General features: G+C 49.0%; 14 protein-coding genes and 1 pseudogene. 1 reads left to right on the forward strand and 14 read right to left on the reverse strand.

All coding sequences use genetic code 11. The features are described from left to right. From HPY81_11030 to HPY81_11060, 7 genes and pseudogenes are all read right to left on the reverse strand, one after another. Window positions 1-205, reverse strand: a 205-nt coding sequence (locus tag HPY81_11030; GenBank protein NPV27938.1) for a sulfide/dihydroorotate dehydrogenase-like FAD/NAD-binding protein, incomplete at its 3' end; no start/stop codon positions are given. 262 nt (window positions 206-467) lie between these two features. Continuing rightward, on the reverse strand, window positions 468-1,310 hold the full coding sequence (gene murI / locus HPY81_11035) for a glutamate racemase (GenBank protein ID NPV27939.1): 843 nt from the start codon (window positions 1,308-1,310) through the stop codon (window positions 468-470). Window positions 1,311-1,441: 131 nt separating this feature from the next. Continuing rightward, window positions 1,442-1,843: a hypothetical protein gene (locus HPY81_11040; GenBank protein NPV27940.1), complete on the reverse strand. Its 402-nt coding sequence runs from the start codon at window positions 1,841-1,843 to the stop codon at window positions 1,442-1,444. A 28-nt stretch (window positions 1,844-1,871) separates the two neighbouring features. Then, window positions 1,872-2,331, reverse strand: a pseudogene (trmL, locus tag HPY81_11045) (tRNA (uridine(34)/cytosine(34)/5-carboxymethylaminomethyluridine(34)-2'-O)-methyltransferase TrmL). 122 nt (window positions 2,332-2,453) lie between these two features. Continuing rightward, the gene (locus tag HPY81_11050) at window positions 2,454-3,260 is read right to left on the reverse strand and encodes a DMT family transporter (GenBank protein NPV27941.1); all 807 of its coding nucleotides are present in this window, start codon (window positions 3,258-3,260) and stop codon (window positions 2,454-2,456) included. Between the two features lie 84 nt (window positions 3,261-3,344). After that, window positions 3,345-4,043: a hypothetical protein gene (locus HPY81_11055; protein ID NPV27942.1), complete on the reverse strand. Its 699-nt coding sequence runs from the start codon at window positions 4,041-4,043 to the stop codon at window positions 3,345-3,347. Window positions 4,044-4,070: 27 nt separating this feature from the next. Continuing rightward, window positions 4,071-4,790: an HAD family hydrolase gene (locus HPY81_11060; GenBank protein NPV27943.1), complete on the reverse strand. Its 720-nt coding sequence runs from the start codon at window positions 4,788-4,790 to the stop codon at window positions 4,071-4,073. 76 nt (window positions 4,791-4,866) lie between these two features. On the opposite strand from HPY81_11060, the gene HPY81_11065 reads away from it, so the two are divergent. After that, the gene (locus tag HPY81_11065) at window positions 4,867-5,529 is read left to right on the forward strand and encodes a hypothetical protein (GenBank protein NPV27944.1); all 663 of its coding nucleotides are present in this window, start codon (window positions 4,867-4,869) and stop codon (window positions 5,527-5,529) included. Here HPY81_11065 and HPY81_11070 read toward each other — a convergent pair. The 7 genes from HPY81_11070 to HPY81_11100 all read right to left on the reverse strand — a co-directional run bounded on the left by HPY81_11070 (window position 5,516) and on the right by HPY81_11100 (window position 12,742). After that, window positions 5,516-6,523 (reverse strand): aldo/keto reductase, encoded by a 1,008-nt coding sequence (locus tag HPY81_11070; GenBank protein NPV27945.1) that lies wholly within the window; start codon window positions 6,521-6,523, stop codon window positions 5,516-5,518. The genes HPY81_11065 and HPY81_11070 overlap by 14 nt on opposite strands. Window positions 6,524-6,636: 113 nt before the next feature. Next, window positions 6,637-6,903 carry a zinc ribbon domain-containing protein gene (locus HPY81_11075; GenBank protein ID NPV27946.1) on the reverse strand — a complete coding sequence of 89 codons (267 nt, stop codon included), beginning with the start codon at window positions 6,901-6,903 and terminating at the stop codon, window positions 6,637-6,639. 115 nt (window positions 6,904-7,018) lie between these two features. After that, window positions 7,019-8,818, reverse strand: a complete 1,800-nt coding sequence (locus HPY81_11080; GenBank protein ID NPV27947.1) for a glutaconyl-CoA decarboxylase subunit alpha — start codon at window positions 8,816-8,818, stop codon at window positions 7,019-7,021. Window positions 8,819-8,927: 109 nt separating this feature from the next. Next, on the reverse strand, window positions 8,928-10,097 hold the full coding sequence (locus HPY81_11085; GenBank protein NPV27948.1) for an acyl-CoA dehydrogenase: 1,170 nt from the start codon (window positions 10,095-10,097) through the stop codon (window positions 8,928-8,930). A 332-nt stretch (window positions 10,098-10,429) separates the two neighbouring features. Then, window positions 10,430-10,642, reverse strand: coding sequence for a biotin/lipoyl-binding carrier protein (locus HPY81_11090; GenBank protein ID NPV27949.1), 213 nt, complete (start codon window positions 10,640-10,642; stop codon window positions 10,430-10,432). Window positions 10,643-11,006: 364 nt separating this feature from the next. After that, window positions 11,007-11,747: a CoA-transferase subunit beta gene (locus HPY81_11095; protein ID NPV27950.1), complete on the reverse strand. Its 741-nt coding sequence runs from the start codon at window positions 11,745-11,747 to the stop codon at window positions 11,007-11,009. Window positions 11,748-11,776: 29 nt separating this feature from the next. Continuing rightward, window positions 11,777-12,742, reverse strand: a complete 966-nt coding sequence (locus HPY81_11100) for a CoA transferase subunit A (GenBank protein NPV27951.1) — start codon at window positions 12,740-12,742, stop codon at window positions 11,777-11,779. Between the last annotated feature and the right edge of the window lie 460 nt (window positions 12,743-13,202).

A 13,202-nucleotide genomic window follows, 5' to 3' on the forward strand; every position in this document is an offset into this window, starting at 1 on the left:
TCGCGCCAACCTCCTGAAAGATGATGGTGACTGTACCTTCCACCCGGTCAAAATCGGCGATGGTCAAAGGGATCCGTTCGCCGTTTTCGTCAATTCTTAGAATGATAAACTGGCCGGGTTCGGCTTTAGCCGCGACTTCTGGGCTGAATACTTCAAAAAGTTTTATTGTGGGGGCCAATACTTCCTTTTTTGTGATTTTATACATCTTCGCTCACCTCTTTTAAAAATGGTTCTAAATAAAAAAATAAATATTAATCTTTCTTGTCAATCGCCTCTAGCTTTTAAAATTGATTGTTTATATAAAAAAATTAATGCAAAAATTGTACCAAAATCACAAGCTCTCTGTAGTCTGAACATGTAGTCTGAACAGCTATCCAATAATAAGACACAATAAAGAGAAGGTGTCTAATATTGGGACACCTCTCTTCTTTGTATTTGAATTTCTGGCCACAATCAGGAGTCGGTGGCTAATCTTTTCCAACAGGCTTAGTATAATTAGTATAATTTGTCCAGGCAAAATCCAATAGCTGCTGGCACAGAGCAATCACTTCGGATTCGTTACCAGAAGCATAGAAACGGATCTTCGTCTGCCGATAATCGGTTGCCTTCTCCTCGGAAGAATCAACCAAGATATTTTCTTGCTGGAGAACCCTTCTTAACTGTTTAACCGTACCTAGATTACCATCAATTATGGAAACCTGCTTGCCAAACAGCCGGGCAATCTCCGGCTTGATAAAAAGATAATGGGTACATCCCAAAACAATACTGCACACCTGCCGACGATCAATGGTGGAAAACAATTGAGACAAATAATTTTCAATTATTTTTCCCTGAAGGTTTCCCTTTTCAATTAGATCGGCCAGTCCCGGGCAGGGCAGGGGAATAATGTTTTGCCCCTCATCAAACCGGTGGAGCAAATTGTTGAACTTATCCAGCTTAAGCGTATTGGGTGTGGCCATCACCAGGATTGTGCCCTGGCGTCCCTGTTCCACAGCCGGTTTTACCGCCGGCTCCATCCCGATGACCGGTATAGCCAGTCGTTCGCGGATTTGATTAATAGCGACACTGGTCGCGGTGTTGCAAGCGACAACCAGAGCCTTGATGCCCAGACTGACCAGAAAATCAGCCGCTTGTAAAGAAAGCCTTCTAGCTTCTTCAACCTCTTTTGTCCCGTATGGGTTATTTAGAGAATCAGCGAAATAGATGTATTCTTCACGGGGAAGATGTTTGACCATTTCGGCCAGAACACTGATCCCTCCCACCCCCGAATCAAAGACGCCGATCGGTAGTTTTTTTCTGGCTTCGTCCATTACCATCACCCCTGCTTCCCGTTCCCACTATTATAATCTATATTCATAAAATAACCAATTTAGCAGGTGATTAACAGCACCAACCTTTTTTACAGCCAACCCCGTTAGTCACCAATTTCTGGAAGCAGGCACTATACCTTAACGACAAATTCGCCGGGTTCATCAAGCAGTTGACGCGCTTTTCTGAGGAATTGTCTGGCTTGGACCGCACTCAAGACAATCCGTACAAACTGGTAACCATTCATAAAATTCAGTTCCAGACTCCCGTTAGCACTGGGGAATAACCTGATCAATTCACTCCGGTTTTCTCCGGGATACTCGCGGTAAGCAGTCCCTGGCATGGTAATCGCTTGGTCGAGCAAGCGGCCCAACGACTTGTGCTCTTCTTCCCAATCCAGCACCACTTCACAGGAATCATCTTCGTTGATGGTAACAAACCGCAAAACCATCGCTTCACCGTTAAAACTAACACTGATCCGCCCAACCGTACCCTCAAGAAAATCGATCTCCCGTAATCCTTCGCTGAGTTTCATCAAACATCCCCTCTTTAACAACAATCTTTTAGACCAGTCCGGGAAATCCCTGCTGGCGCAAGGCCTCATAAAGAATCACCGCCACCGAGTTGGCTAAATTCAAGGAGCGGGCAGCCGACCGCATAGGGATGCGCAGGCAATACTCGGCATTGGCTTTCAGCAGCGCCTCGGGCAACCCTTTGGTCTCCTTGCCAAAAACCAAAAAGCTGTCGGGGGGATATTTGAATTCGGTGTAGTGGCGCTGCGCCTTGGTCGTCGCGAAAAAAAAAACTGTGGCCCCCATATTTTTGTCTGACCTCTTCAAAACTGTCATGGTAATGAATATCCACCAGGTGCCAATAGTCCAGGCCCGCCCTTTTTAGGTAACGATCCTCAACGGAAAAACCTAGTGGCCTGACCAGGTGCAAAGACGTACCGGTGGCGGCACAGGTTCGAGCAATGTTTCCAGTGTTGTACGGAATTTCCGGCTCAACTAAAACGACATGCATCGGTAAATCCTCTTTCTAACTCAAGCATTAATCCAGTCAAATCTCATCATATATTATTATTAATTATTATTCCACACGGTTAACCCAATGCCAACCAAAATCCCCACCCCACCAATGATCTGCTAGGCCGTCGGAACCTCAGCAAATAATAAAAAGGCAAAAATGCTGGCTCCTACCGCTTCCCCCAGTACACTCAAAGCCACCACTGGAGCCGGAATAAACCGCAAAACCCAGTTCAAAACGGTATGCCCACCGATGGTGGGAATCATGGCAAGCAACAGACAGTAGGCGACGGTCGACACCGGCTGGGGATACCAGGATACACCGTAGATTTGACCAAACAACCAGAGGACCGCTGTCGTCGTGGTGTAAAGGACGAGGACGTACGGCAAAAGGTTTAGACGCTGACGCAACTGCCGCCCGGTCAGAATATAGAGGGCAAAGAGCAAGGCGCCGGCCAGAGATAGAAGGTCCCCTTTCAAATAGCTACCACCCAGATGAAAGTCTCCAGCGCCAATGATAATTCCACCGGTCACAGCGATGACTACGCCAAGCAACACCTGGAACGTAACCCTTTCCTTCAACCAGAAGGTCGACAGAAACAGGACGAATATAACCTGCAGATTCGAAAAGATGACTGAGCTGGCCACTGTGGTAAACTCCAGCGACAGGATCCACAAGGCAAAATGACCGGCGAGAAAGGTTCCGGCCACCATGCAAGCCAGCAGATCACGTCGCCCGAGCGACATTAACTCCTGCCAATCACAATACATGGTAAACGGAGCTAGCATCACGGCAGTAAATCCCAGCCGGTAAAATGCGATCACCAACGCAGGAGCAGCCGCTAGTCTAGTGAAAATCGCCGCTGAAGAAAGTCCAAGCACTCCTAGCCCAAGAGCCAGGTAAGGATTAACCCGGCGTCCGGTCAATTGTTCACCCCCCTTAAAGCCCTAGTCTTCGTCAGGTTTCTGAAAAATCCTGCCGCCGTCCAATAATTTACCATGGATTTTTCTTCATGTCTGTACAAGACGCAGCCACGTTTCGGGTGGGCAAACGTCGCGCAGTCTGATCTCGGTGTAGGAATTCACCTGGCAAAAAGGATTGCTTGAGTTATCGGCCCACCGCTCAATTATCTTGATGAACATCCGGTCATAACCGGTCGGTGAGCCCTGGGACGGCAGACCACAGGAGGAGGCTGAACTGGTTGACCAAGCCGGCAGAAAACCCTGTTCCTGACCGTACCGGATCAGTTCAGCGATACCGGCACTTACCACGGAATAAATAAGCTCCCCGGTGTCACCGTCCATGGGAGTGCAAAGATACAGTTGACAGATTAGCGGCCGGTAAGGATAGATTGTACACATAGCGTCCTTCAGAAAGACACAGGGACCAGAACGAAAACGGGGTAGACCATAGCTAAGCTTGTGGGGATCGGCATAGCGGGCCAAAAATTCGACTGGTGATAACCGGAAATAGTTAATTAAATTGTTAAAAGAAACCCTGTCAGGAATAACAAATGACTGCCGGCAACAGTTTATTCGGCAGCCCCGGCACGTTCCATGCTGGTCAATCAGGTACTCCTTGTAGATCGTGCTATCATCACTAAAAGGCTGTATTGCGTCAAGCAGGTCCTGGAGCGAAGCCGTCGCATCTGAGATAACTAAAGCCAGCCCCGTTTTTCCATTGAATTCACGGGTCACAAATCTTATCATTATTCGACCCTCCGTATTTGTCTGTCACTACCCAATTAAATTTAGTATTTCCGTCAGGCTTTGCACCCGTTCGACCTGCTGGCTGATCTTCCCTTCCTCTTCCACCGCCCCAGGCCGTTTCACCCAGATCGCGCGCATTCCCGCACTAAGCGCACCCGCGATGTCGCTAATCGGGTCGTCACCAATGTGAATACTCCGTGCTGCTACCACTCCCAGTTTGTCTAACGTAAGCTGGAAGATCGCCGGATTTGGTTTAGCGATGTAAACTTCATTCGAGAAAGTCAGGGTGGAAAAGTAAGGCAGCAGTCCGGCTCGCGCCATGATTTGCCTAAGGACACTACCAGGAGTCGCTCCCGTGTTGCAGATCAAGCCCACTAGGTACTTCTCTGCCAGGCGAACAATGACCTCCAAAGCCCCTTCAACCATCAATGGAGGCGCGTCTAAGAGTACCTCCGTGTAAGCGCGGTAAAGCTTGGCCTCCAGCTCTGGCGAGTCAGGTAAACCTAAATCTGCCATGAATTTCCGGACATGTTCTTCGGGTCGGAAATCAAGTCCTTGATAATACTGCAAATTCGTGGCATACTCCCAACACCGACGCAATTCGGCCAGCAGGGTAGAAGATTCAATCTCGCAACCGAATTCGCGCATCACCACGGCCATCCTTTCCACCCGTAGTCGGCTGGCTGGTGCCCCCGGGGGTTCACGAAAAAGAGTGTTCCAGAAATCAAATGTCACTGCCTCAAGCAAGTGGGTTCGCCTCCTTTGCATACCGGGGGTAAAGTGATATAATCACCATAGTACAGTCAAAAAGGTGGGCGTAGTCGTGAAGAAATCCGATGGCAAATGGTTTCTCAGCAAGGTTCGTTCAATGATCAAAACACATGGCATGCTTGAGCCGGGCGATCGTCTGGCCATTGCTTTGTCCGGCCGGGTGGCCAGCTGTGCCATGCTGTACATTCTGGCCTCTTTGCAGACCTTTCAGGGTTTCCGTTTTTCCCTTCACCCGGTCCACGTTGCTCACACTGGTTCTGATCTACGCCTAATGGAGCTTATTAATACTCATTTTGGCCTGAACCTGCTGGTGGTCGACTCACCACCAGGCAAGACCACACCGAATGACGAGCATTTGCTAAAACAACTTGTGCAGACAAGCCGGCAGCTGGGGTGTAACAAATTGGCCCTCGCTCATCACGCTGATGACGTAGAAAGGTACTTCTTCCGCAGTTTATTCGGCGGTGGATGTTTATCTGTCCTCCCGCCGGTCGAAGTGGTTCCCGATACTGGTCTGACGCTGATCCGACCACTGCTTCTTGTTCCCGCACAGACACTGAGCAGTCTGGCCAAGCGTGAGAGCCTACCCGCTACAGAAAAATGGCAGTTTAATGCTCCCGTTGACAATATCACCCGGGCCGTGTATCTCTTGAAAGCACGTTACCCGGACCTGACGGAGAAACTCCTGTCCGCCCTGTATCCTACTCCAGGTTAGCTCGCGCGCGCTGGAGCATCTCCCGAATCGGCAGTTGGTAAGGGCACTTTTCTTCACACTCCCCGCAATCCAGGCAGTCACCGATGCCGGCCGGTAGTCCGCGGTAACGTGTGCGGGCCCAGGTTTGCAGACCGTAGCGGGTGTAGTACCCATCGAGCAGGAACATGGTTGGAATGTCAATCGACGCCGGGCAAGGCAAGCAGTATTCGCAGCGCCGGCAGAAGCGTTCTCCCATCTCCTTTGTTTCATTTGCTAGCCGCTGGGTTTCTTCTTCGGTCAATGGTTCCGGCTTGTCACCCACCCCAGCATTCATCTCGACCTGTTCAGTCGAATCCATGCCGGGAATAGCCGTGGTTATCGGTTGATTCAGCACCCACCGTAACGCCAACTGGCTGTTCCTGAACGCACCACCGGCCAGGGGTTTCATGACGATCGTCCCTACCCGCCACTCCCTGGCTACCGCCAGGAGTGTCTGCTCGGCTTCCCGCTCCACGGGATTAAACGGGAACTGAACAGTATCAAACTCTCCGGTCTTAATCGCTTGGATCAGGGCACCTGGCCGGTGACTGGTGATGCCAATATAACGTATTTTCCCAGCCTGACGGGCTTTTTTTAATGCCGCCAGTGCCCCATCAGGTGCCATCACCTTCTTTATTGTCGCCTCATCCTTGATGTTATGTAGCTGATACAGGTCAATGTAATCAGTCTGGAGATTCCGACAGCTGAGCTCGATATCCCGTTCCATGGCTTCGGCAGTTCTCGCCATGGACTTGGTAGCAATTACACATTCATCCCGTCGTTCCCTCAGTACCAGGCCGATCTTGTCTTCGCTGTCAGTATATCCCCGGGCAGTGTCGATAAAATTGATCCCCTGATCAAGCGCCCGGTTGAGGATTTGCCTGGCGGTAGACGAATCAACCCGCTGAATGGGAATCCCCCCGAAACCGATCACCGAGACCTTGACTCCGGTTTTACCTAGATTCCGATATTCCATTCTAAAAAACTCCTCCGTTCACGCTATGCTATATTATTAAAGAAACCCCTGGATAGATTGTAAGCAAACGATCCAGAGGCTCCTTGCACACTCCACATTAACTAGTCGACAAGTTAGCTGTACAGACTCTCATCCGCTGGGGGAGTAGGCGTAGAAACACCATTATTGGAACTGTTAGCAGAAGCACCCACCGACCTGGATGACGGACCATAATCAGTCGTATAAAAGCCTGTCCCTTTGAAAATCACACCTATATTGCGTCCAATCATTCGGCGAACTACACCACCACACTGAGGGCACTTCTCATAGGCTTTTTCTGTTATTTTCTGCCAGGCCTCAAAGTGGCCGCAGTTTTCGCATTCATAGCTGTAGGTTGGCATTCGCTTCACCTCCTGGTATGACGATTTTTTCTCCATTACTTATATATGATAACCATCTTAGTTTGTCAAGAAAAAAAGTAAAAGGGGCCAGGAGACTGGCCCTATTCCATCAGTATTAGCCTTTTTGATTTTTTAGATATTCATTTACATGTTCAATGTGCCCATAGATGCTTCTGGGCAGAATCATTTGGTGAACCGGCGTTATGGATTTCGGATTCTGGTAAGCTGCCCCCACGAAGGCCACACAGTATTTTCTTAAGTCGGTAAAGGCTACAACTTCGTCCACCAGACCCATTTGGGCACAGAAGACAGGTCTTGATTTATCATAGTACATCTGAACCATTTCATTCATTTTCTGAATCGTCGGATCAAGATCCTTACCCGCATCCTTATCCTTCACCAAACGGCGGGAATACGTTGCGGCAGCCGCAGTTTCCCCGTGCATGACGTAAATTTCAGTCGCCGGCGTTCCCAGGGTAAAGACGTTGTTCTCGTTGGCCGGTGGTCCACCCATGATGTAGTGAGCAGCCGCAGTCCCTTTACGTAGAACGATACACATATGCGGGATCGTAGTCTTTTCAATAGAAAAGATCAAAGCCTGACCTAAACCAAGCAATTCAGCTTTTTCCGCGTTGTCACCAACATCGATACCAGTGGTGTCCTGAATCCAGATAATCGGGATGTTGTCACGGCCGCACAGGGTCACGAATTCATTTTGTTTAATCAAGCCCTGGCGGTAGTGTTTGCCACCGACACCGGCGGTGCCTTCAGGTAAGTATGAAGGATAACCTGGAAAAACTCCGTTCCGGTTCCCGATCACCCCTACCAGGAAACCATCGATCTTGGCCAGTCCAGTATAAACTTCTGGACCATAATCAGGACGGTACTCCAGGAACTCACTGTTATCCACCAGGCGGGCCAGGACTTCGATCGAATCATACGGCCGCTTCTGGTTCATTTCCACGATATAGTTGAGGTCTTCCGCGGGGAACTTCGGCTCGGCCGGGGCCGCTACGCGGAAAAAGCGCGGTTCGTAAGCTGGAATGGCTTTCATCCAGTCTTTAATCGCATCCAGCACGCCAGTCTCTTCATCATAAACTTCACGGAAGAAGGCTGTTTCATCAAAATGAATCTCCACCCGTCCTGGCGGTTTCGCCCGTAGGTTCCGGGTCGCGTTAATCAACGCTTCGGCCGCCTCCAGGTCAAAGTAGCCCTTTGGGTTCATACCGCCTACGATCCCAGCACCACCAACAGCGATGTTAGCGTCCTTATGGGCGATGAGGATGGTCGGACTGATTCCGTGGTAGCCACCGCCCGCTGGGTTAGTGCCAAAGATCGCGTTTAGGATGGGTGTCCCTTTAATATTCAGTTCAGAATGACGGAAGAAGGTGGTCCCACCACCACGGCGGTTCGGGTAAACCTTCTCCTGTTCCATTAGCTTCACACCGCTACACTCCAGAACCCAAACCAGTGGCACATTGAGGATTTTCGCCATATCGGTCACACGGAGAATATTCTCGATCTGACCAGCGATCCAGGCCCCAGCGATAACCTTATTGTCAAAGCCGATTACCACGGCCCAGCGGCCACTGATTTTGGCCAAACCATCAATCACACCAGTGGTGCCTTCATCATTAAAGGCGGGATCATATAGGGTATGTAGTGGGCACCAGGTCCCCGGATCAACCAGATACTCGATCCGTTCGAAGACCGTCATTTTTCCCTTCTTGTGGATGTCGTCCACACTGCTGCCTGCATTCTTAACTTTTTCTATTGCTGCGGCAACCTTGGCCATTTCTTCCATAACTGCCGCCACGTTGGCCGCTTTCCGTCTCTTTTCACTGTCAGTCAGCGGCTTACCGATGTCAGGCATTTTTTCAAAATATGGTCTCAACGGAGTTTGTTTTCTATCCATAGCTTGCTCTCTCCTTTCTGCTCCTTGAATCCAAGTTCCGGAATTTCGTGTATCAAGAATCCTTGCCTGACCGCTCCGGTCAGGCAAGGATTACTTCAGGCTACAACTACTACACGTCGTTGGTGGAGCGGTTCGGCGCATCGCCGAGCAAAATGCCGGCAATGATTCCGGTTTGAATGTTGCTGGTACCCTCCAGGATTTCCATAGACTTGGCGTCGCGCAGCAGTCGGCCGCACGGATACTCGGTGGAGTAACCGTAGGAACCGTGAATCTTCATGCAGAGGTTGGCACCGGTAACTGCCGCATGGGCTGCAGCCAACTTCGCCGTCGAGGTCTGCAACTGGTTCGGCAGGTTATGGTCTTTTAGGTAACCGGCCTCCAGGCAGGCCATCCGGGCCGCGTGGTGGAGCAGGTGAATTTCCACAATTTGCTCCTGGATCAATTGGTAAGCGCCGATCTTCTTACCAAACTGGGTCCGCTCATTGGCGTACTGGATCGAAGCACGCAGCGAAGCAAGCGCGATTCCCACACCAGCGAGGGCGCAACCCAAACGGGTGTTGTTCAACTGCCACATGCAGATCGGGAAACCTTGGCCAACTTGACCCAGAACATATTCTTTTGGCACCTTCACGTTTTCGAAAACAACCTCAGAAGTTGGAGCCGCGTGCAAGCCAAACTTGGTGTGGATCGGGTTAGCGGTAACACCTTCCCACTTATAGTTAACCAGGAAACAGGTCATCCCTTTATACCGGGCAGCCTTATCGGTCATCGCATAAACAAGACCCCAGTCAGTCACATGACCATTAGAGATCCACATCTTCTGACCATTCAGTTCAAAGTAGTCACCCTTATCAACCGCAGTAGTATTCATGCTGACCACATCAGAACCGGAGTTTGGCTCAGTGATGGCGAAGCTACCGGTATATTCAGCGGTAACAAACTTCTCGATAAATTCCTGCTTTTGCTTTTCAGTACCATATCTTTGAATGGTGTAAGCTGGGCCCCAGGCTTGCATGTTCAACGGTAACCGCCAGGCAGCGTGAACAGCAGAGATTTCTTCGAAAGCCAAAACACCTTCCATAAAGCCCATGCCATTTCCGCCGTACTCTTCCTTAATCGCGAAGCCAAGCAGACCAAGCTCCGCCATTTTTTTGGTTATTTCTGGACGATACAGGTGATGCTCATCATCGTACTCAACAGTTGGCGCGATTTCCTTTTCCGCAAAATCTCTCGCCATCTCCACGACCATTTTTTGCTCTTCGGTTAATTCAAATCGCACAGTGTACACCTCCACAAAATTTAAATTACTGTTCTGCTAAAATATTGCCGTTCTACGGCTTTAAGTCCTTTGCACCAGGTTAACACACAGTCCCTACATCCAGTATTGCGCTGAGATCCCTTTCCCTCCTTTCACGAGTTCCAAAACCCCCTAGCAAGTCCCCCCTTTCCCGAAGATGGTTCTATATTACTAATCAAAGCGTCAGGAAAAGCTTGGTCTTCTCTTTTTTTGGAACCCAGGTTTATGGGACCTCTCCACATATCGCACAATCAACACGACTGCCCTCCATGAAAGTTACGGCAAGCCTTTTTATCATAAAGTATGCAGTTAAATTACTCGATTATGGCCAGAACGTCTCCCTGATTAACAACGTCTCCTACTTTGCATTTGATGTCCTTAACAGTACCACTGGCCGGAGCGTAGATCGGGTTTTCCATTTTCATGGACTCGAGGATAATTACTTCATCGTCTTCCTTCACGGCATCGCCAGGCTTGATCATGATGTCGACGATTTTACCAACCATTGGTGCAGTAATTTCTGCCACTACAATCCCCTCCTGATTTGTTCATTTACTTACTAAGTTTTATGTGTTATGCTTGCCTTAAGTTGAACGGTTTTTCACTATGGCTGCCGAACCTTCGGCTGACAGCCGTGATTGTGTGATATGTGGACAAACCTTTAAACTCTTAGGTTATGTCGACCCGTATCCTCCTTCCCAGCCCCTTCCTCTTTGTGAAGAGTACTGGTCATTTTTGCGATTAGTATCTCCCAATCAAACAGCAATATTACGATAATCCAATATACACTAAATGCTTATAAGATACTTAATTCCAAATACCGACAGGTCACCGGTTTTGCCAGGTGAAAAGAATACTGGCAAAACCGGTTATTGCCCTAGTCGCGTTTCCTTAGATCATCAACCTTTGCGGGTCTACCTTTTTAGTAAGGATCTCGAGAATTTCTTTGCTTGGCGGTTCGGCTTCAACCGCCCGGGATAGATCTAATTCAAATCCAGTGTTCTCTTGAATTTGTTGCGGGGTAATCCCGGGGAAGTATTCGGCTAGATACATTCGCCTAGTCTTTTCATCAAAGCGCATAATGCCCAGTTCTGTAACCACCGCCTGCGGGCCCACTTCCGGTAAGCCCATCTTCTTTCGACCATCTGGCCCGTCAATCCAACCAGGGCTGGTTATGTAGTCAACTTTCTCACAGAAACGGCGTTTCTGGTGCTGCATCATAATCACGGTGTTAACATAAGTCGCGATACCATTAGCTCCACCACTGCCAGTAAACCTGGTCTTCGGATGGTGGTAGTCACCGATACAAGTCGAATTCAGATTACCGTAGGGATCGATTTGCGCACCACCCAGGAATCCCAGATCAATCTTATTCTTCTTCCAGGCATTACTTTCAAAACCAAAGTAACGGTACTGTGGCCACAGAGCCGAAGCTTTGTAAGCAATTCTCAAATCAGACACACTAGTAGGTACTTCCTGCGGTGCACCATCGATCATACCCGTCTCAAAAATCAACACTGCGTTCGGCGCGGTAGTATTCTTAGCCAATGCCGCACCAATCAACGGTAAACCCGTGCCAATAATACAAGTCATTCCATCTTTTATCTGGCGAGCCAGGGCAATTGCCATCATCTGTTTGGTCGTCCACTCCGCCACTTTGATCACCTCCTCTTTAATCCAGGCACATAACCATAGCCTGGTCGCACCCGCAAGTTGGTCAAGCGAGATGCCCCAAGTTTATCAATGTATTCATTCTGGTCCTTAATCCCGTAAACCCACTCATCAAGGAATTGCTTAAACAATTCATCGTCGCCACTAACCTGGTCATACATCCGGAAGAAAAGACCGTCATAATCGTAGTAATTGGTGCACTGGGATGGATGAGCACCAAATGGCACATGGACAACTGCGTCAGGAACAAGGTTCGGGATCTGGTTCAGCCAGGGTTCACGCCGCAGTTCATCGGGATGAACTAGTTCCTCACAGGTTATAATGCAGTTAGTCGCACCCATTGCAATATCAATATCAACAAAGACCGGACCTTCGATTCGGGCGGTTCCGTCCGGCGCCGCTTTTTGCACGTGAATAATAGCCACATCAATCTTCGGTGTCGGGAGCAAGCAAACCTGCTCATCCGGGTTGAAAGGATTCCGGTCAACAATCAGCTTCCGCGGCGGAAGCTTCGGGTCATTCTGCCATACTTCTTCGGGTATACCCCACTTGTTTACCAGGTCCGAACCCAACATATTCTTAACCGCTATGAAGGGAAAACCAAGGGCGGCCGCGTGGTAAAGAATCGGCTGAATATCCAACGAATAGTCTTCCCAGAGAATTGTCCCCTCTTCAATAGCTTTGCGGAAGCGCCGGGACACCTGGGTATAACCTGAATTGGCCATATAGGAGTTGAACAATACCTTCACACAGCCAGCCCCGATCAACATGTCGACGTCGCCGCCGGCGGGTCCACCTTCAACGTATAAGTTCTTTTTCCCCTGCCTGATAATCTCTCGCACCGCCGCGTACGGCTTCTTGTTAGTCACGAAACCGCCGAAAGCAATGGTATCGCCATCGTGCACATACTTACTGATGGCTTCCTCCAAGGTCATCACCTTGTTAGGCAAGTTCATGGTTGCACCTCCTCAAATACCTTTCCTTGTCTTTTCTGTCTAAAGTTAGCTAGCTTAAACTAGCAACCAATTAAGCCTAGCGCTCTCACCTCCATCTGGGGATTATTGATTGCCCAAGGTTTTACAGAAAATTTCCTGGTCGGCATATTAAAGGAAATAAGTTCACGGTTTTCGACATTAAACCATTGTCTATAAATGCTTATTCGACATTAATTGATATATTCCTTCACCATTTTACACTATTTTAGTCCAAAAATTGGAGATGCGTTTACAAAGAATAAAAATTATAGACCTACATGCTGCACCACTTGGTTTGAGTATAATGAAGTCCAGGTTGTTATGGGATTGTTAGTGGATGGTGAAGGAAGACCCATCGGTTATGAATTGTTCCCAGGCAATACTTTGGATAGTAAGACGCTAGAGCTTTCCTTAGAAAAATTAAGTCAGAGGTTTAATCTTA

This window comes from Bacillota bacterium (genome assembly GCA_013178045.1).
GTDB lineage: Bacteria > Bacillota > Ch66 > Ch66 > Ch66 > Ch66.